This is a genomic window from Microcystis sp. M44BS1, assembly GCF_020244875.1.
GTDB lineage: Bacteria > Cyanobacteriota > Cyanobacteriia > Cyanobacteriales > Microcystaceae > Microcystis > Microcystis panniformis.
The window spans coordinates 17549-38198 of record NZ_JADBVM010000320.1 but is presented as its reverse complement, the minus strand read 5'-3'; the positions used below and the strand labels follow the sequence as shown (position 1 = coordinate 38198).

Genomic DNA, 20650 nt, shown 5'->3' with positions numbered 1-20650 from the left:
CTTGTTGTAAAGGTACACAGCTAACTTCGTTTAAAAACTCTAATTCTTCTTGTTTTTTCCAATCGGTCAACATTGAAGAAGTTTGAGCGTAGCCTACTCTTTCTTGCTTTTCGTACCAAGCTTGTGTTCGTTCGTGGAGAGCTTTATTGTAAACTAATCTTACACATCCCAAAGTGCGCCGCAATAGCGACTCTTGTTCGGGTGTGGGGTAAAATCGGTAAGAATAGGCTTTTTCCATGTCTCACATTTTAGCATATATCGTGTAAATGTGCTAATATTTGACGGTAAAGCCGTCGTAAAACGACGGGGTTTTAACCCAAATTTTCGATAAAGGGAACCACTCGGATTTTTCTTAGGGGAAATTTCAGAGATGCGATCGTTCTGTCCCAAATTTTCCCCTAAGAAAATTTCTGAAGATGTGACGGAGTTGCCCGTTTTTTTCTTAGGGGAAATTTCAGAAATGCGATCGTTCTGTCCTAAATTTTCCCCTAAGAAAATCGGTGACTCACTTTCCCCTAAGAAACAATTAGAGGTTGTCGAACGCTTCGCCTGGGTTCTTTGTATCTTGGAAGCTTTCGGTCTCGGTTCGAGAGGGGAACAGATCTCAAAAAACTGGTGGTGAAAAAGATGGTTATCGGTGGTCAGTATCCAACCATCTTGGCGAACCTCACCGATTGTGTAGAACTTACCGTTATCGGGATGCTCCCGGTTTTTCTTTTGTCAGGGTGAATCTCTTGAAAAAGTTTTTCTGTGACTCTATTGATTTCCGATGCGGTTTTGTTTTTGGCTAATCCTGCTACTAAAAATTTCGAGGCTTTATCTACATGAGTAACGAGAACTCCTAGATGATTGCCTCCAATCATTGTGTCACTTTCCCAATGACCGATTTCAGTTTTCTGGTCAGCAATTACTGGTCGCTCGCTGATATCTACACGCCCTGGAATCCCTCCACGCTTACTTTTTGCTCCGCCTCGACTCTTTCTTTGACAAAGCCCCCGGCGTAAATATTTCTGGTACTCTCCACATCCGTGATAGTTCTGATAGATCATTTGATAGATGGTTTCGTGACTGAGAGATTCTTGACTGGCTCTTTTCAGACGACCTGCTATTTGTTCGGGACTATGATAATCTTTCAATCCTTCTTTGACCAACTCTAAGGCTGACTCGCTGACATTTTTAAAGGGTTGTTTGGCATTTTTTCGCCTTGTCTCGCTTTGAGCTTGTGCTGTGTCAGGTAGATAGCAGCCAAGGGAACTTTGATTCCTTTTTAATTCCCGTGATATTGTGCTTTGATGACATCCGAGCCAGACGGCCATTTGCCGTTGAGATAAATTTCCCTCCTGACTAAGTTGGTAGAGCAAGTTTCTTTGTTCTATGTTAAGATGTTGGTGGCTCATTTTGGGTCTGATTTGTTTTTGTTAATGATCAGACAGTACCTGATGAGCCTTTCTTTGTCAACTCTTGAGGTTGATGCGTTTCATTTTTGAATTGGCGAAATATGATTTTTTATCGAGTTTGCTTTTGTAGTTAAATTTTGTAAGCGTTGCTCGATAGTTAATTGAAAAAAACTTTTTTCAGTAAGCGCTGACTCTATATTTACAATCGTCACTGGAAGAAGTTGATTTAGTCCTCGAACTAAATGAGATAGCTCTGGAATACAATGTGGATGGGTAAGAATAATTGTAGTTTTATTTAATACAGTAGCCCAACCCAACTCTATATGCGTGCCGTCAGAACGATACAGTTTTCCCTCACCATTTTCGGGAAGTACGGCTATAAATAAATCGCACGCTTGCATCCAAGCAAAATCTCTTTTTGTTATTGTTTCTGAGGATAGAGAATGAGTCTCTTCTCCAAAATTTTCAGTGATGTGTGCTGAAAGAACTTTATATTTAAATTCTTGTAGATGGCTAATAATTAGATCGATTTGTGAGCGTAGGGAGCAGTCAAAACCTTGATCCTCTATTGCGTATTGTATCGGTCCGCCTACGAAAATTGTTGGCTCGTAATTTCTTTTTTCTTTGGGTACTATTGAATACATCGTATTTTCCTCATTTAATTTAAATTTTTACTCGAGATCCCATTTTCGTTTCCGAAGAAATTAACCGTGAGCGCTTGTCGATTTTTACTACAGTTTCTAGCTCTTTTAAAACATCTTTTCCTACCCATCGCCCCGCTGGTGAACTATCTTTACATAGTTCGGTAGCGAGTGTAATAGCTTTCTGTCGAGTCTGTAAATCCCGCTTACCCAGTTCTCGCAAAGCCCAAGAAATTGCTTTTTTTACATAATTCCTCGGATCGCCAGCGTGATTTTTTGAAAGACACAGATATAAATTTATTTGTTCTTCTGTTATTTCTCGCTGATGTACGGCTAAATTCGCTATTAGAGAAAAAGCCGCTCGTCGGAAAAACTCGCGTTCATCGGATGCCCATTGAGAAATTTTTTCTATACAAATTGGAAGATGACGAAAAAGATTATTACACAAATGATCGCAAAGATCCCAAGAAATTACTGAAGATAACCAATCTTCAATTAATTGATCGGTCATTTTTTCGGGTTGAACCACAAGTGTTGCTAATAGCTGGCCTTCATGATAACCTACGTACCACAACTTTAATGCTAATTCATGCTGACGACCTACTTGTTTTGCTAATTTGCGAATAATTGGTATTGGAACCCCTAGCGCATTTACATTTTGTATGCCCTGTTTACTTACGTTATTTTTATAACTTTTCGAGCTATATTTTTTTAAATCATCTATAATTTCTTCTACCGAAGAAAAATTGCATATTGTAGGAGTTGCTATTCTTTTCATTTTTGTCATTGCTTTTTTAATTTCTATCTTAGATCCATGAGTTCGGGAGTTTTTCCACGTTTAGTTGTCAACATAGTTCCGTTCGGAGTAAATCGAAATCGTAGTTTTCCAATGTCTTTTGCGGCGGCTAAATCGAGAGATGATGACCATAACATAGCTTCTAAACGGCTAGTTTCTGATAACGTCATGCTATCAATACTAGGAATAATAATCTCGATCTCATCAGAATTATTCTCGCTTTTTCTTACTACAGCCTGATATTGCTTGAGGTAGGGAAAAATTGTATTTAAAGCACTACGAATTTGGAAAGAGTAAAGTTTAATTCCGTCGTAAAGATAAATCGGCTGTTCACTACGCCCGATAACCTTGATTCTTGGCCAGCCGTGACCACAAGAACATTGTCCTGGAATGAGTTCGATAATATCTCCGAGACGATAGCGAATCAGCGGTGTTCCCTCACAATATAGAGAGGTGATAACCGCTTCACCCCGCCGGGTGTCCGTGGTCGGGCGGTCTGTATTCGGCTCTACTAGTTCTAAATAAAATTGGTCATTCATAAAATGCAATCCGGTATGAGCCTGACAAGCGCCTGCTAGGCCATCCGTTTCTTCACTACCGTAGAGATCGTAGGCTTGAACTTGCCAAAAAGTTTGAATTTCGAGGGATAATTCGCTCGAACACGGTTCCCCGGCCAGTAGTATTTTTGTCAGATTCCAAGGCTTTTCCCCTTGACTCGCGTAGTACCTCGTAATCTGACCCATCCGCGAAGGGGAGGTAAATATAGCGTTAGGACGAAACATCGATAACAGAGTGAGCATTCTTTCATCGGTTACCGATAGCCCCCCGGGGATGGCTAAAATACCCATCGAACGACAGGCTTCCAAACATAAGTAACCTAAATGGGCTAGATCGAACGGTTGCCCAATCCAAAGAACATCTCCCGTTTTTAATGTTGCAAGCTCAAACAAACGGCACATCACCTCTACGCTCGTGGCCGTGTCTTTAGATGTTCGGTATAATGTTTTCGGTAAGCCGACCGTTCCACTACTACTTGTCACCCGATACGGAACTACCTGTTTCGAGCGAAATTGCTGAGAGTTCGCGCATAAATCCAATGAAGTAATAATTGGTAGCTTTTCTAAATCTTCCGAACCAGAAAAAGAGTCAATATCGACTTCCAATCGGGTATATAAGCTATGGTAGTAAGGACATTCTTTATAAGCCCGATGTACGATACGCTTTATTTTTTCATCTATAGTTTCAATCATTTTTTTCTTTAATTAAAATATTAGAATTTGTATTATTTGAAATAAGCCACTCGTGAAGATGGCAAGAGATAGTTGTTTCCAATTTTTGCACGATTTCTTTAAAAAGTATTTCGCCCGCTTGAGCGGATGCTTCTAAAGTTCGATGCAAAACTCCACGGCAACTAACCTGTTTAGGGTCGCGAGGATAAAAGAAAATACCCGCTTCTGGTGGAGTCGAGTTGTTGACTCGAATCGAGTTAATCCCTACTGGTTGCAAATACAGCATGAGGGAGGTCTCGACCAAACTAGCGTGCTCGGCGTGCCAACCGACAAAGTTTTTTCCGAAAAGCTCGGCCACTAAAGATGTATTTATAACAGACCACCAACTCAGAGCGATTAAAGATATTGAATTAAGAGTATTTTTTTCTCTAAGTTGATCGATGGCTTCAAAAATAAATCCTTCATTTTCATAATGACCGTTGAGTATAATTATATAGCGGGCACCAGAGACGATATAAGCTTGGATAATGTCATGAACGTAGTCGATCAACGTACTACCACGTACGTAAATAGTACCTAGAAAATCTAGTCCACCTCCACTTTGAGGGAGCGATCGAGCACCGTAATTTATTGTTGGAGCTACCAATCCATTCAATCGTAGGGCTAACTCGTGACAGATTTTTTCGGGAATGACGCAGTCGACGGAGAGCGGTAAATGCGGGCCGTGTTGTTCGATCGCCCCGATCGGCAAAAATAAAATTTTTTCTTGAAGATAATCGTAAACCTGTTCCGTATTTATTTGCGCAAAATTATTCATCGATCTTTCTCCCATTTTCTAGCGCGCGTCCGATTTGTAGTTCAACTGTTGTCTGTTGTTGCGAGCACCAATCCGAAAGTTGGTCAACTAATTGATTTATGCGTTTGAATCCCGAATGTACGAGGGAGGTATACATTTGTACGGCCGAAGAACCAAGATAAAGATAATCGAGTACGTCCTCAAGGGTAGCGACACCGCCAATCCCTAAAATCGGACAATCGATTCCCGAGCTACGGAGATTGTATAGGGAATGAAGAACTATCGGTTTAATTCCCGAGCCGGAATAACCCGCGGCACCGCCAGTCAGAAACCTCGGAGAACCTCGCTCTAACTGAAGGGCAGGTAGCGTATCGCTCAAACTTAGCGCGTCGGCCCCCCCTTCTAAAGCGGCTTCGGCTAAGGTTCGGATTGTTTCGGTAGCACTCAGTTTGACCGAGATCGGTACGCTAACGCGTCGCCTAACAGAGCTTGTATAAGACAAAACTATATCGGGAGTCAAAATCGAATAGGTTACTTCGTTCGGGCAGGATATTCCTAACTCTAAGGGAAAGGAACAGACATCGGAGACCCGAGCGGCTAGGTCTCCAAGAAGAGCCGGGGTTTCCGCGTGAATACTGACGATAATTGGTAGATCCATCTGCTGTAAAGAGGACAGATCGGTCAACCATTGTTCTAGGGAGCGCCAAGAATAGGTTGTTGAATTGAGAGTCCCCGTAGGAATATGGCAGACTTCCTCGGTCGCGAAACCCCGTTTTCCCGAATAGATCGTCTTCGTCACGACGGCTCCCGCTCCCGCTTTCACCGCTTTAGTAATCTGCTGTAAGGAATCAGTCAGCATACCGGAAGCGACGATGATCGGATTGCGCAACTTTACCCCGAGAACGGTAGTCTGCAACGTTGGAGAAGGAGCGAGCGAAATTTGTGGGCTATATTCTGTCATCATATTTCCAAAAAATGTTCGATAAATTAAGAAGCGGGTAAAGCCCAATTAAATTGCCAACTATCAGGAATTGGAATTTTTAAATAATACATGGCGAGTGTCATTTGCCCGTGATGAAATACTTCATGAGAAATGAGATTTACCAAATGACCTTCAATTGGAAGCTCTATATCGTCCCATTTTACAAAAGCACTAACCTCGCCAGCAAAGGCTTCTTCTAATTGCAGATCGGACTGTTGTAGAATAGTCTTTAATTTTTTCTTGTCGTAAATATCGATAAACGAAAAAACATCTGGAACCGTTGAGAAATCCATAATTCCAGTTTTCATCGCTAAGATAAATGCCTGCTGGACAGCACTCATTTCTTGAAAATGCTTGGAAAAAGTATCTAGTCCGGGTCGAGGCCACGCGGCTTGCAATTGCTCCTCGGTCAATCGCTCCAACAGCTCGTAGGTAAGTTGGCGGTGTACCCGAAATCCCGGAAGATATGAAATTAGTTCTTCACCATTACGCTTCATAAGAAGGCACCTCTACTAAACGCTCGTAAGATGTTTCTCCGACAGTTACACGCTCGGTTTGAATAGCTTGTTGTTTATCGAAGGACTCTAAACATAATGTTGGCGAAATATCTGGATTAGTAACCGCGGGAGTCGGCGTATAGCCATGAACAAATAACTCCTCGATTCGATGATCGATAATTTTCGCCGTCATGTGAAGAATTCCCGCGGTGTTTGGAATATAACCCCCCTCCTGCCCGGTTTCGTAGACGAACAGGTTGACCGTGTCATACTCTCCCGAACCATCGCCGGTAATTAGTCTTAATGGTTGCAGGATACTGGTAGCGCGCGTTGCCGAATTTAAGACATCCGCCGCGATTTCCGGTGTAATAGGGGAGGCAAAAAGAGGATGCATGATCGGTGCGTTCTTAGCGAATAGTGATACGAATCGGTTCATATCGTTCGTCGTCCAAGCTTGAACGAGATGTCGCGATAGATCGAGGGTATTAAGTTGACCGAGGTCGTCCCGTTGCAGTGGTGAACGTCGTGTCGGGAAACGTTGGATCAGTTCGTAACCCCGAACACAAAGCTCGGTGAAACGATGGTCAACGAGTTTTGCCCGTACCGACATCCGCCCTATGTAAGACGGATTATAATTTGCCGCCTCGCCAGTTTCGTCGAAATACATCTCGATAATATCCTGCCGTCCGTCTCCCTCGCCCGCGAGTAGGACAAATCCTTTATATTCGGTCGTCCCACAAACCGTAGCGTTCATGACATCGGCGGCTATTGTCGGGGATATAGGCTCTTGAAAAAAAGGATGAATAATAGTTGCATCTTGAGCGAACAACGAGAGAAAGCTCGACATATCATTAGTTCCCCAACTGCGTCCGATAGTTTGAGCTAACTGTAACGCGGAAAGACGAGCTTGAACTTTTACAATAGACATAACGCTCTCCACGAAATATCTCGACATATTTTAAATTTTGGCATAAAGATCTATGGCAGAGTAATTTCGATTTTTTTGCCACGGTAGCCTCTCACGTTGAGATTGGCCCTGTTTACCCAGAACGCGATAGCTTATCTTGCTCGATTCCAGCTTCAGGAACCTGATAGCCTCGAACAAATAGGTAAACAATTTGATGATTTTCAATGGTAGCGGTTACCGACATGACTCCCGTTGGTCTCGAAAAATTTTTCTCATTTTTATTCCACTCGTAAAACTGCATTTCAACTTGATCGCTTCTTCCCGAACCATCTCCTTGAAGGAGGGAAAATGACTTCAATTCAGTGCTCACGCTAACATCCGAGTTCATGACATCGGCGATCACTTCTGGAGTGACTTCATTTTCAATTCCAGGATGTTTGATACGGGCTACTGGAGAAAAGACGGATAGGAATGCCTCCATATTATTCCTGCTCCAGCTCCTAACTAACTGTTCGGCGATTTCCCGCGCGGTTAATCTTTCCAGATTACGGCGTTCGTACGTTTTCCGTTGAAGCGGCTCTCGATTCTCGCTCACGTTAAATCCATGAATAAGCAATTCGGTAAACTTATGTTCGTGAATTTTTGCGGTAACGATAATCTCACTAAGATAGTCATATTTCGGCTCATTTCCTATTTCGTTTTCCTGACACACCAACTTGATTACATCGTTGTTTCCATCGCCGTTACCGAAAAGGATCTCGATCTCTTTTAAAACTGTAGTTGGTTTGACGGTCGCGTTAATGACTTCTAAGGCGACACTAGGAATAATCGCCTCTTGAAAATAGGGATGCACGATCTGGGCACGAGCCGCGAACAGAGATAGAAAATTCGGGACATCGTTCTGTACCCAAGCTTGAACGAGAGACCGCGCTAACTCGGACGCGTTCATTCGATGCTCTGCACTCGTCAACATAATAAAAATGGAAATTAATGAGTTTGAGGTTGGAGAATTTTTGAACTTTTCGGAGCGCTTGCCGGTCGGTAGGGCGGCTCGAAGTATTTAAACTGGTAGCCTCCCTCGCTAAGTCGCGATAAAATATCCCGGGGACGGCGATGGTCGGGAATAATAAATTGGGAAGAATATTTATCGTTCGGAGCTTCTCCCTCCCATTGATAAGGCGTTACATCGGGACTTCCCGGACTCAGGGTGCGAATTAGAGGCAAAACCTTGTCTTGGAAAGACATATCTTCTCGAGTGGTCAAGACGATGCCTGACCGGGGAGAGAAATAAGCGATCGTAGCGATGAGACGAATATATACATCATCACCGATTATTTCTTGATTGACCGCTCCTAGTGCCGGCCGTAAACGTGGCAAGGATACATAAATTTTGGCCCCTCGACTCGATAAATGTTCCACATGAGATAAAAGACTGACCAGCTCTTCTTCCGGGGTATGTAAACCGACTAAAAAACCAGGATTGACCGCTCGAAAACCAGCGTCTAACCAATTATCGAAAGAATTAATCCGTCTAAAGAAATCCGCTTTCGGTATTGTTTCAGTGTGTTTCCCCATGTAGCTTTGATAACGAGCTGGATCGTAGGTTTCTTGAAAAACGCACATTGTAATATTTTCATTACCCGACGGTAGCCATTCTCCCATAATTTCTATTTCGTCAGGAGTAAGACTACCGATATTAAAAAATATTTTTTCAAATCCTAACTCGAGAGCTTTGCTAATCGCCCAGCCAATATAAAAAGCGTTAGCGTATCGAGTAAACTTATCGTGATATTCGCCTGTAAGAAAACCTACTCCAGAAACTCCATCAACTTGGCGTAAAATAGTTAATTGTTCTTCAATTTTATTTTTGCCAGCGAATTTTCTATTTAATTGTAAATTACTTTTTCTCATGCCACACATTTTACATTCAGAGTGGCAGTGATTGGTAACGAAAATGGGAACAAAAGTTTCTTTTTCAATCGCGATCGAATTGACTCGCTCGCTCGCTCGTCGGGATAAAAGCCCTGTATCTATCGATGTCGAGCGAAATACAGCTAGTGCCTGAGCGATTTTCGTTTCACTATCGTCCGAAATGTAATTTTCATCGAGAACGATTCTGTTTAATTCCTCGATCGATAGTTCATCCACTCGAGATTTTACGGATTCAATTTCAGGTAAATTGTAAGCTTGTTTATTCATGATTTTCTCCTTACGCTTTGTAGAAAATGTTTACAATTTTTCTCGTTTTTGTTGAGAGCGCTTCTTTCTATTTATTACTCTCGACAAGAGAATACTTTTTTTCCACGGAATCGATTAGCTCTCGCTGGCTCCAAACTTTATGAGGCTTTAACTTTTCAAGCTGTACTCCCCAAAGTTGTGATTTTCCTCGATTACGCAAATTAAAAAATGTTTTGGAAATGTTATCGATGAAGAACTTACCCTGCCGCGTAATTCGCAATCTGTTTTCCTCCAGTTCGACCCATCCTTTATTTACGAGAATGGAAAGCTCTAAACGATAGAGCTCATCAAATTTCACACCGAACTTTTCCTCGAAAGGTGTTAGAGCGAACTCTAAGCACCGAACCCCTAGAGCGGGATAACGCGCTACCGCATCATCCCAAGAGTGTGTCTGGCCCATTAAAATCGGAACTTTCCCGTCATCGATCAAATTAACGTATAGTTCCGAATCGTGAACGTTGGCCCAAGTGGCCCCGTTAAAACTTTCAGAGAACGCTCCCGCTCCAAATGACAGGTTCTCCGCTTGTGGAGCCCCCCAAAGATCTCTAAGTTGTTGGTTTTCGTGCCCCGGTCGAGCGTAATCCGGTTGAGCGACGTGCACGAAACCTTCGGCGTGGAGCCGGTCATGAAGGTAGTAATACATTTCTCCCTCGGTGCTAACAGGTTTTTGTTGTTTGGCGGTCGCTCTTAATTCTCGAATTTCTGGATCTAGGGCGTAAGTGCTGATTCCTTGAACACCGATCGCTAAAGCCGTCTCGATCTCTCGCTCGAGAGCCTCTACATTCTGTCCCGCGTATCGGAACATTAAATCCATCGCTACCGTATTAAACCCAACCGATAGAGCGTCTGTCAGTATCTGTTTACTTTGCTCGACCTGCTGATGGAGTTTTAGAGAATCTATAAATTCTTGCTCGAAAGATTGAATACCGAAAGAAACTCGATTGATTCCAAGTTGACGGGCGTTAACTAAATATTTTTTATCGACCGTTCTCGGATGACATTCGAGAGTTATCTGACAGCCGGAATCGAAATTGAACCACTGTCTTAATTCTAACAATATTTTTTCAAGCTGTTGAATACTTAACGAACTAGCGGTACCACCTCCGAAATATAATGAAGAGACCGGACGAGCTTTTATGTTAAGTAAATTGCTTCCATAGAAGCGAATCTCTTTACAGAGTGCCTCTACATAAGCGTCCAAATCTTTGTGGTTGAGTGGCTCGTGAGTGAACGGGCACATCGAACAAATAAATCGGCAGAAAGGAATGTGTATGTAAAGAGTCAAATTTTCTGTTAGCTTGGGAAGAGTGACCGGTAACCATATTGCTTCAGGCGAGAACTCTCCTAGAGCTAGAGGGAAAAGCCAAGTATAACAGGGATCTCGCTCTTCAAATTGTAAAACTTCTTTATTATCCCATCTTTCCTGTACCTGTTGTATATTCTCGAACTTCATTTTCTCTCTCCTTATTTTTTAATCTTGTCCCTGTAAGCGATAACTTCATTATTTAGTTAAGTTGAAATTAATTCGTTCGGTTTTCGATCTCTCGATTAACAATGATATGTTTGCATACCGTTTTCCAATTTTTCTATCTCCAATTGGCTTACTTTTATTCCAGCGTTTTTCCAAATTATTCCGTCAAGATAAAAATGTTGCATCGCCCAAGTTAGTGGAATAACTCCATAGGTTAAACTATTTGACAGAAATACGAGCGTACTGGCAAAAATTAAAGCCAAAATCCAATAAGCTTTATTATTTACAAACGCTCGAATTAAATTTTGTATAGACAAAAGAGTTTTATGATTATAACTTTCCGCTTGCTTCATTAATTGAATTGTTCTATCACTTGCAACCAAATGGTATTGAATAGCGTGCAATAGAGTACTAAGTACAAGAAAAATTAGAAGATTGCCATTCATTAAAAAGAATCCATTATAAATTATTAGAATAAATGCAATAATACCATAAGTTATTTTTGGATAGGCTTCATTTTTTTTATACGCGTTCAGTTGGTTCAAAATAAATTGAAACAACAAAATTATGAAAATAACATACATAATCAATGGTATTTGCATAGGAATAGAGGGAGTAATTATTTTTATATTATCAATGGGTGTCTCAAAGCTAATTCCCGTGTCCGCCATACGGTAGATCATCGGCGCGAACGTTCCAAGCAAGATTAAATTTTTGATTTCGGTCGTTTTTTTTGAATAACCATTCTTTTTGGCGTAAAGAGCGGCGATTCCAGAGTGTTGAGTGATTATATGATAGATTAACCAGTATGACCATAAAGTTACGGGAATTATAATATTTCCTGTTATCGCGCAGAGAAAACAGAAAGTGCCTATAACCAGAGCTGAAATAAAATAATGATTTTTAAATCTATTAAATTCTTTTGGATTCGATAACAACAGAATATGGGTTTGAGCTTGATGAGGCAGGTCTATAATAATCGCTAAAAATAAAGAGCCGATAAGTACGGGTAACCCTATAGACATAAGGCAAATAAAAATTAACGCGATTAGCGGACTTAAGCCAAATAGTATAAACGAATCCATTCGCGGGTTAAAATACCATTTAGTCTTTTCAGTAATTAATGCTGTCATTTTTTTCTCCAATTAAATAAATAATTTCGCTCGTCCACTTAATGCACGCTAACGAAAAATTACTAATTCAATTTTTTCAGTTTTTTATAAATGAAAAAATAATTTCCTTCATTGATAGAAACTGAATAATCGAGTCAAGATTGGTCGTAAAGCTATCTCTATCAAGTTTGTATCAAAGTTTAAACTTGGTAGCGAAAAGAAACAGAAAATAGTGTATTTAACTTTTTGTATCGCTCTAACTAGTTCGTATCAAAATACCAACTATAAAGCGAGATGCAAAGCGACTGGTTAGGGATTTTCCTTTACATAGCTTGTCTTGCAATACAAACTATATAGTTAACTGAATATTCGAGAACCGTTATTCACGGCTTGAATTTGTTTCCAATATTACTGGACTTTTTTCGGACTGTCAAGCCAAATCTTAAAATTAATGGAGGAAGCGTTACAAATCAAACTTCTGAGGGGAGAGCTATGCTACTGCCCCTAAAGCAGAGAGAACGGTTTCTTGCCAGTGGCTTTCCCACTCCCGACTGGCCATCGTCGCTCGGATTTGTAGAACTTGATGCGCTCCTTCACGGCTCCACTGCATCTTGCCGCTCCTTTTATGTCTGGCGTTGATGAGCGAGTCGATATGGGATTCAGCCACTTGGCTGGTATAAATTTGATTAGTTCTCTTTCGAGATTCATAATTAACTAAATAATCACGATTCCGATGAAGATAATCATAAAGTCCTTGGAGTTGACTTTTCTTTTTTTCATCGGTTAGTGTATCTTTAAGGAGGTTGAGTTTTTCCAAAGCTTCCGCCCCATGACCATGCCAGAGTTCCCATTTAGCACTCTCCAAAAATTTTTCTAAACTTTCTCCTAACCCCCTTCTAATATTCTCGAATTTTTTGCCGATATGAAACCAATCTAAGATGCTTTCTAAACTCTGGCAATGTCCCTCAATATTAGCTAAAATTGACCAGCAATTCTTCGCACCATCGGCTAACCCAATGACCAGAGTATTTTCACTTAATCCTTGCTTCTTTGCCCCATTTATCACATAAGCTTTAATGCTTTTTAATTCATCACTTATGGCTGAGGCGACGCAAACTTTATCTGTAATTTGACGATGGTTTTTATCAATATTTCTGATATTTTGCGGTTGATAGATAATCGCTGATAGAGCTTCAAAGCTTCGTTTATCTTTATCTTGTATCGGGATATGCCCCCCATCTACCTGCACGATTAATTCTTGGGCTGGTGGCTTACACTCCTTTATCTCCGGCTCTCTCATGTTTTTCTCAGATAAGATATCTCCTACCTTGGCTGTCATTCTTTTAATTTGAGTTGCGTTATTAGTTGAACGGGTTTGACAGTTGATTTTTTCTAGATTGCTCTGAGCTTCTCTGAAGCTATATAAAGCTCCTTGTTCACACTGTAGCTTCGCTAAATCTGGATGAATATCTGTGCCGAATTTTGAGGTCACTGTTGGCGAACTACTCCAATTACATTCCTGACTCTTACAGGTATGTTTCTGTATTCTAAGTTGGTGGTCACTGAAGACGGCATGAAAGTTTGAGTTCCTATATCCATTCTTTTTCAGCTTTTCTCCACAGACAGGACAGACTTTTTTATCCTCTTCAATTAAAACAGCTTGTTCCGCTAGTAAGGCATTTTGTATTTTTTCTAAGAGAGAGATTTGTTCAGCATGGCGCAACCCTAAATCTAGAATATTTTCAGGATTTATAATATCATAAATTTTCAGCGTGTCTCGCTTCACTACCTCTTGACTTGACACTGACACCTTCTCTACAATTATCCGTAGTTCGTGAGCTACCATCTCTCTTCTCCTCGCTTAAGCAACTTTCGATCTATTCTACCATAACTCCTCTCTCTCAGAAGTTCGATTTGTAACGCTTCCTAGGTAGGTAAAAAAACAACCCGGGAGCGCTCGCAACGCAGACCGGGAAACTTGCAATTAATCTAATGTACGTTTTGGTGTCCGCCAAAACTTTAAGAAAATGAATATATATAACTTACCATATCTATCCCAAGACTCACCAAAGAAGTGGGAAAATTTATCACATAACAACTGTTATGTAATAACATACCATAATTCAGAATCATCGGCAAAATGTCCTAGATGCCAAAATCGAGGGGAATTGATAGAGTCTGGCCTGGTCCGCGCCCTCTATCGCTGTGAGAAGTGCGGAATCTTCTCTAAGCTCACTCCAAAAAGGCAATCCCCGGACGGGAAACCGATCGAGTGCCGGCTTAAAAATCCTTGTCAGGGCTGTGACGGGAATCAAGGAATTATCACAGCCGTTGACAAAACAACGGGAAACCCTCACCATTACAGGCTATCGTGTGGAGACTGTGGACGCTTCATCCGGTGGATCGGGGAAAAAGAATTTACTCGCAAAATAGGAAAGCAGGGAGGCCACGGCAATGCTTAGAGCCTCTCACCGTAACGAATGGCGATCGAGCGCGGTCGATGATGCGATTATCAATTTAAATGTAGAGTCATTGTCAGGGGATGCGGCCTATGAGTCGCTTCTCTATGGACTACCCGATAGCGAGAGATTGAACACCGGGCGGCTGTCTAGTGGATGGTTAAGAAAATATAGTCACTTAGAAGATGGGGGATGGTTTTGCTCCGGGGTTGATGTACTTACGGGGCAGCCATCTCGGTGGGGATGCTTTAAACCTGAAACCCCGCGAATTGACTTAGACGGGATGACCTTAAAGCAATTAAGCGAATTATGCCTAAAACAGGGTATAAACCCCTATGGATGGGATAAAAGCCAATTAATCAGGCAGTTAAAGGCCAAGGGGCAAAAATCGAAGCCGATCAAGTATGAGCATCCCCCCAAGGTGGCGACTGAGATAATCGCACTTCGGATAAGCTACAAAATTGGGCTTAAAATAGCGGAAAAGCATGGATTAAAAGATGATTACTTAGCAAGGCTAGGGGTTAATACCCTAGACAGCGAGGATCGAGATTTTTGGCAATGGGTGAGGGAAAATCCCTCGATCGCCCTGCTAATCACGGAAGGGGCAAAAAAAGCAGGGTCCCTACTTACCGCCGGCTATGTCGCGATAGCCTTGCCGGGCATTTACTCAGGTTTCAGACAGGAAAAAGACTCATTTGGGAATATCATCGGGCTGCCCTACCTAATCCCCCATCTGCTGCCATTTTGCGGGGGAGGCCGGGAGATAGCCTTTTTCTTTGATCAGGATAGCAAGCCTAAGACAATCAAAAATGTCCGGCGGGCGATAGAAAAAACCGGGAAACTTCTAACCTATAAAGGCTGTAAAGTATCCGTGGCCCGGTGGTCAAGCGAGTACAAGGGAGTAGATGATTTTCTTGCTTCTCAGGGTGTGGAATCGTTCGATCGAGTCTATCAAGAGAGAATCTCTTTAGACGAGTATAAAATAGCCAATTTTTCCGCTCTAACACCCGATTTAACCATAAATGAGAGATATATCCCCCAATCCCTAGAAGTGCCTGAGAATGCCAAAATCATAGCGATTAAAGCGCCTAAAGGCACGGGAAAAACTGAATGGATAGCGGCAAAAATTAAAGAAGCTAAAGCGCGGGGACAGAAAGCCTTAGTAATCACTCACCGGGTGCAATTAGGTAAGGAATTATCCCGCCGTTTTGGGATAAATTATCGCTCTGAATTGGTAAAAAAGGAAGATGGTAGTCTATTGGGATACTGCCTATGTGTCGATAGCTTACATGGCAAGGCTGATCCTAAATTTAATCCCTTTGATTGGGAAAATACCACGATAATCATAGATGAGTGCGAGCAGGTTTTCTGGCATTTACTTAATAGCCCTACCTGCGAAAAATATCGGGTAAAAATAATTGATTCTCTCAGAGAATTACTCAGGATTGCAGTGAGTACAGGGGGAAAAATCTACCTAGCTGATGCTGATTTATCTATGAATGCTATCGGGTATGTGCAATCGCTAATAGGGTATTCTATCCCTGCTTATATCATCGAAAATACCTATAAATCCCCTGTAACCAGGGATTTAATTGCTTATGATAGCCCTGCTGCTTTGATTAAAAAAGCAGAAATCGCCCTATCTATTGACCAAAAATTAATCATTCACACGGATGGACAAAAGCACAAATCATCCTACGGTACAAGGAATCTAGAATTAAAATTTAAGAAAAAATACCCTAGCCTAAAAATACTCAGAATAGACAGCGAGAGTGTAGTCGATCCTTCCCATTCTGCCTATGGATGTATGGCGAATCTTAATCAGATTTTGCCTCAATATGATTTAGTAATTTGTTCCCCGGTAATCGAGACAGGAGTGAGCATAGATGTTAATCACTTTGACGCGGTTTTTGCCATTTCTCATGGTGTTCAAACGGTTGACGGTTTCTGCCAGACATTAGAGCGGGTAAGGGCTGACATCCCGCGCTACGCCTACATTAAAGAATTTTCTCCTAATAGAATTGGCAACGGTTCAACCGACCTCAATCAACTATTATCGGGGGAACATTTTAAAGCTAAAAATACTATCAGATCACTGCAATCAGTGGGATTGAGAGAGATTCCAGAATTTACCTTTTTAGAAGATGGTGAGAAGTATTCCCCTAGCCTTAGTTTGTGGGCAAAAAATGCAGTTAAGATTAATCTAGAGGGGAAAAAATATCAGGATGCTGTAATCAAAAAACTGAAAAAAGAAAGCATTTATGATATTAGTTGGGAATTGGAACAGGATGATACTTCTATTGAGGCAATTAAGCAAGAAATTAAAGAGGCGAAAAACGAGAATTATTCGGAGCATAAGAAGGCTGTTATCGAATCTGATTCGATAACTAATTCCGAGCTTGCCGCCCTAGAGGAAAAGGAAAAAAGATCGATAACAGAAAAGGAAAGAAATCAATTAAAACGCGCTCGAATTGAGAGAACCTACGGAATTAACCTAACCGATGAGCTAATCACAAAAGATGATGATGGGTGGTATCCCCAGATCAGATTGCATTATTTCCTAACTGTAGGGAATGACTTTTTAGTTGATAGAGACAAGAAAAAATTAGATGACTCGCTAGAAAATGGTGAGGGGAAAGTATTCAAACCAGACATGAATAAATCATTAATATCTGGCAAAATTCAGCTAATGAAGATTTTGGATGTAGAACAATTTTTCGGCGCTGAAAAAGAGTTTACAGGGGACAGCCTCAATGATTGGATAGAGAAATTTAAGAACCCTCGAATAATTGGCCAAATTAAGTCAATTTTGGGATTTACCCTATCAATGAAAGATACAGCTATAAGCTTCGCCCAACGGCTTTTAAGACTATTGGGATTAAAGCTTAATTGTGCGGGGCAGCGACGGCGCGAGGACGGAACACGGTATCGGCTATATCAAGGGTGTGACCCTCTCTTTGACGGCCGGGGTGAGGTGTTTGATGTTTGGCTAGAACGTGACTTAATTGATCACCCCGATAAATATGGGGAGATAATCGAGATTGCTGCCTAGCCCGGCACACCCCCCCTAATATATATTTAATTGGAATAGAGAGGGTGTGTCACACCCTGACAGTAATAAATAAGAGATAACCCCTTTTATCGGTAATCACCCAGAATTACCCTGATAGCCCCTAGAATTACCCATAAAAGCAGGGCCCGGCATTTTATCAAGTGATAGCGAGTTTTTTAGCCATAATCCTCGCTATAGATTCCTTTTCACTTCTAAAAGACGGTACATTTTTCTTGATTTTAAACCCCCATTTTTGACCATTTTAGGCGATAATCCTCGAAAAATAGCCAATATATCACGATTAGAGGCTGTGACTGCCATTCCCAACGCTTACCTTTAATTATGGTGTTCCACTGTTAAAGAAGTGATTTAATAATAAAAGAAACCCCAATAAAACCAAAGAATAACAATAGGAATTGGCAAAAAAAACAGAAAAATCTTAAATCGCTGTGGTGAAACTCCCACAGGATAAGGGTTTTGAGGGTTCTAAGGGTTTAAACATTAGACGTGATGAAACTAGCTTAAACGCTAAACTAACCCCATTGGAAAAATGCCCAATATTCCCCAATTTTTGGGCATTTTCTCTATGAGAAGTGAATCAAGACTAATCGATTTTAGGGTAGTAAAGCTTGTTTATCAGTGTTAGGTGCTTAAGCGCGGCTTTTCCTTGAGGGGAATCTGGGATTTTTTCGCGGCTTATCCATCGATGGAGAGAATCATAGGATACTTTTACCTTTTTGGTCTTTAAATATTTAGCCGCGTCCATAGCAGTCATACCCACGGTTCCGATCGCGTCCGTTCCCAGTGGTGACGGAGAAACTTCCGGGGTCAAGGTTCCGATCGCCGGTCGGTCCGATGAACCCGGGGAAGTTTCGCCGGTGGGAATTGGGGCAGCGATCGAGCATTCCTTTTCTCTCTTTAGTAAAGGTTCCATATCGTCTATCTGTTGGCTATCCGTGTCTATTCTGTCTATCTCTTGACTATCCAACTGGATAGCGAGGGCATTTAGCCTATGCTCTAAGCTAGTGATTTTTTTCGATAATCCTTGATCAGAATCGGTTAGGCGATCGTCAATTGCCTCTATCCAGTCGTTTAGTTTTTTGGCTATTGTGTCTAGTCGGTTGTCTAGTCTTTGAGTAGTTGCCTCTAATTTGTCTATCCGGTCACTGTCTATCTTGTCTAGCTGATTGTCTATCCTGTTCCCCTTTCCCGTGACTAGCTTAATGTCTATCTCACCGGATAGGCATCCTGAGATAAAATCATATAAGAGTGAGGCTGTGTCAGTGTTTTGGCTTTTTGCTAAGTCCCCAAAAGCTTGCCTTTTTTCCCCTTCAATCCTGATTGTGATTAGTTTATCGCGTGCCATAAGTGTCTATCCGTTGTCTATCCATATTCATAGAATAGCCAATTGTCTAGTCATTGTCTAGCCAATAGTGGACAGTTTTAGAATTGGCACTCAACCTAAAGAATTGGCACTCGATTAAATCCCAATGCCAATGATGAATCACCCCTAAAACTTTTTTCCGTCGGTTTTAGGGGTGTTTTTTTGGGGGGTTTTTTTGGGTTAAACGAGACTACCGTGACTTCTCCCAATCGGTGCTAGGGGGAACCAGGGTTAAGTGAGAAAGTCGAGAGTTAAGTAGTACAAGGTTATTGGTCATGTAGCGAAAACCCTTATTATCAACATATTAAGTTTTGTTAAGAACCCGTGGGGTCACGGGTTAGAAGTTAGGTGTTAGGGGTTAGGGGTCTTTTTGCGCTTCTCTAGCGATTTTTTCCGCTTCTATCAATTCATCTAAGCTACACCCGTAAACTTCCATAAGCCGCTTAAATCCTGTAGGGGTCATTCGCGGCACTGATTTAAGTTGATCCCAGTTCCTAACGGTAGAGACTGCTATATCTAGCTCTACTGCTATGTTTTCGGCCCTTTTGCCGCTTCTCAGTCTTAAGTCTTTCATGTCCATAATACTAAAACCTTACACTATTAATATAGCATAATTAATTAGTGCTAGATACTTGACATAGTACCAAGTAAGTGTTAATATAGTAAATATAGAGAGGCAACCGCCCAACTTCCAAATAGTGCGATCACCTCTCTCTCATGAAACCTTACGGAGACATATATATATGGTACAACTAATCGAAGCAATGGCAACCGACCGCGCCCGCCGCGTAAACACTAAATACGGTGAGAGAACCGTTATAGACGCTGTAAGACGCGATAACGGGGAAAAAGTCACGGTTTGGCGCGGTGGTGACGATGAATACTCTCAAAAATATGTGATTAAAAACGCACGCTTGACCTTAACCCTTGATAACAAAGGGAAATATAACCTTGTAGAGGATCCGGCGCTTGTTAATCTGGGACAACCTCTCCCAGAGTCACCCGTGCCGGTTAAGCCCGTTAGTCGCCACTTAGCAAGCAACAACCCTCCTATTCCGACTTACCCTATCCCCGATTGTGATCCCAATTTTTCCCCTGATCGCAAGGCAGAGATGGCCGAATATATTGCGAATTTGGCTCAACTTTATCAGCATTGCCAAGATAAAGCCGAAGACCTTGCGTTAACTCCAGACGATGCAAGAGCGATCGCGACGACGTTTTTTATCCAAACCGTCAAAAAATTCGCGATCTAGATAATTAGTAAATGGGGGATTAAATTCCCCCTCTTAAACAGGAGAGGAAAAAGATGTCAAAACTTAAAGAATTTACTGGAATACTCACAATCAATCTCGAAGTAACCCTACCCGCTTCTAGCAAGGAAAAAGCCCTAGAATTGCTAAATGAAATCTACCCGGCTATTACTTTAAGCTATGGAGAAAATATCCCTGATCTCATTGATTGGCGGGATAATCTGGACTATACAGATTGGGAATTACAGGATTAAAAATTAGTTATCAGTTATCAGTAAACATTAAACACCCATTAGGAGTAAGAACAATGACCACAAAACAAGAGTATTATCGGATTTTTAGGAGTACCAAAAAACCCAATGACCGCGACACTTTAGCAGTTCTAAGTTATTTTGGGAACGATAATCGATACTGGTACATTAACTCACTTGACGGCCGT

General features: G+C 41.5%; 18 protein-coding genes and 1 pseudogene. 3 read left to right on the top strand and 16 right to left on the bottom strand.

Annotation, left to right across the window (positions count from 1 at the left end):
* From IM515_RS23755 to IM515_RS23690, 14 genes and pseudogenes are all read right to left on the bottom strand, one after another.
* Positions 1-238, bottom strand: a 238-nt coding sequence (locus IM515_RS23755; protein ID WP_287698223.1) for a helix-turn-helix domain-containing protein, incomplete at its 3' end; no start/stop codon positions are given.
* 469 nt (positions 239-707) lie between these two features.
* Positions 708-1397: pseudogene (locus IM515_RS23750) on the bottom strand (IS30-like element ISMae39 family transposase); the annotation flags it as partial.
* Positions 1398-1477: 80 nt separating this feature from the next.
* A complete protein-coding gene (locus IM515_RS23745) occupies positions 1478-2041 on the bottom strand; it encodes a nucleoside 2-deoxyribosyltransferase (protein WP_287629252.1) in 564 nt (187 codons plus the stop codon).
* A gap of 19 nt (positions 2042-2060) precedes the next feature.
* The gene (locus tag IM515_RS23740) at positions 2061-2816 is read right to left on the bottom strand and encodes a DNA alkylation repair protein (protein WP_287633161.1); all 756 of its coding nucleotides are present in this window, start codon (positions 2814-2816) and stop codon (positions 2061-2063) included.
* Positions 2817-2839: 23 nt separating this feature from the next.
* Positions 2840-4084 (bottom strand): phenylacetate--CoA ligase family protein, encoded by a 1245-nt coding sequence (locus IM515_RS23735; protein ID WP_287629249.1) that lies wholly within the window; start codon positions 4082-4084, stop codon positions 2840-2842.
* A complete protein-coding gene (locus IM515_RS23730) occupies positions 4077-4880 on the bottom strand; it encodes a creatininase family protein (protein WP_287629248.1) in 804 nt (267 codons plus the stop codon). The genes IM515_RS23735 and IM515_RS23730 overlap by 8 nt, the downstream gene beginning before the upstream one ends.
* Positions 4873-5820, bottom strand: a complete 948-nt coding sequence (locus IM515_RS23725; RefSeq protein ID WP_287629247.1) for a beta/alpha barrel domain-containing protein — start codon at positions 5818-5820, stop codon at positions 4873-4875. The genes IM515_RS23730 and IM515_RS23725 overlap by 8 nt, the downstream gene beginning before the upstream one ends.
* A 26-nt stretch (positions 5821-5846) precedes the next feature.
* Complete coding sequence (locus IM515_RS23720) at positions 5847-6338, bottom strand: DinB family protein (RefSeq protein WP_287629246.1); 492 nt, start codon at positions 6336-6338, stop codon at positions 5847-5849.
* The gene (locus IM515_RS23715; RefSeq protein ID WP_287629245.1) at positions 6328-7266 is read right to left on the bottom strand and encodes a hypothetical protein; all 939 of its coding nucleotides are present in this window, start codon (positions 7264-7266) and stop codon (positions 6328-6330) included. The genes IM515_RS23720 and IM515_RS23715 overlap by 11 nt, the downstream gene beginning before the upstream one ends.
* Positions 7267-7378: 112 nt before the next feature.
* The gene (locus IM515_RS23710; protein WP_287695737.1) at positions 7379-8194 is read right to left on the bottom strand and encodes a hypothetical protein; all 816 of its coding nucleotides are present in this window, start codon (positions 8192-8194) and stop codon (positions 7379-7381) included.
* A 38-nt stretch (positions 8195-8232) separates the two neighbouring features.
* Positions 8233-9444, bottom strand: coding sequence for a 3-methyl-2-indolic acid synthase (nocL, locus tag IM515_RS23705; RefSeq protein ID WP_287629243.1), 1212 nt, complete (start codon positions 9442-9444; stop codon positions 8233-8235).
* Positions 9445-9511: 67 nt separating this feature from the next.
* On the bottom strand, positions 9512-10936 hold the full coding sequence (locus IM515_RS23700) for a coproporphyrinogen-III oxidase family protein (protein ID WP_287629242.1): 1425 nt from the start codon (positions 10934-10936) through the stop codon (positions 9512-9514).
* 95 nt (positions 10937-11031) lie between these two features.
* Positions 11032-12087, bottom strand: a complete 1056-nt coding sequence (locus IM515_RS23695; RefSeq protein ID WP_287629241.1) for a hypothetical protein — start codon at positions 12085-12087, stop codon at positions 11032-11034.
* A gap of 469 nt (positions 12088-12556) precedes the next feature.
* Positions 12557-13912, bottom strand: a complete 1356-nt coding sequence (locus IM515_RS23690; protein ID WP_287629240.1) for an ISKra4 family transposase — start codon at positions 13910-13912, stop codon at positions 12557-12559.
* Positions 13913-14520: 608 nt separating this feature from the next.
* Between IM515_RS23690 and IM515_RS23685 the strand changes: the two genes are divergently transcribed.
* Complete coding sequence (locus IM515_RS23685) at positions 14521-17577, top strand: plasmid replication protein, CyRepA1 family (RefSeq protein WP_287629238.1); 3057 nt, start codon at positions 14521-14523, stop codon at positions 17575-17577.
* Positions 17578-18181: 604 nt separating this feature from the next.
* Here the strand turns inward: IM515_RS23685 and IM515_RS23680 are convergent.
* Positions 18182-18943: a hypothetical protein gene (locus IM515_RS23680; RefSeq protein ID WP_287629237.1), complete on the bottom strand. Its 762-nt coding sequence runs from the start codon at positions 18941-18943 to the stop codon at positions 18182-18184.
* Between the two features lie 376 nt (positions 18944-19319).
* Complete coding sequence (locus IM515_RS23675) at positions 19320-19535, bottom strand: XRE family transcriptional regulator (RefSeq protein WP_287698221.1); 216 nt, start codon at positions 19533-19535, stop codon at positions 19320-19322.
* 169 nt (positions 19536-19704) lie between these two features.
* Between IM515_RS23675 and IM515_RS23670 the strand changes: the two genes are divergently transcribed.
* Both IM515_RS23670 and IM515_RS23665 read left to right on the top strand, forming a co-directional pair.
* Positions 19705-20214: a hypothetical protein gene (locus IM515_RS23670; protein ID WP_287629235.1), complete on the top strand. Its 510-nt coding sequence runs from the start codon at positions 19705-19707 to the stop codon at positions 20212-20214.
* Positions 20215-20267: 53 nt separating this feature from the next.
* A complete protein-coding gene (locus IM515_RS23665) occupies positions 20268-20465 on the top strand; it encodes a hypothetical protein (RefSeq protein ID WP_287629234.1) in 198 nt (65 codons plus the stop codon).
* Positions 20466-20650 lie beyond the last annotated feature (185 nt).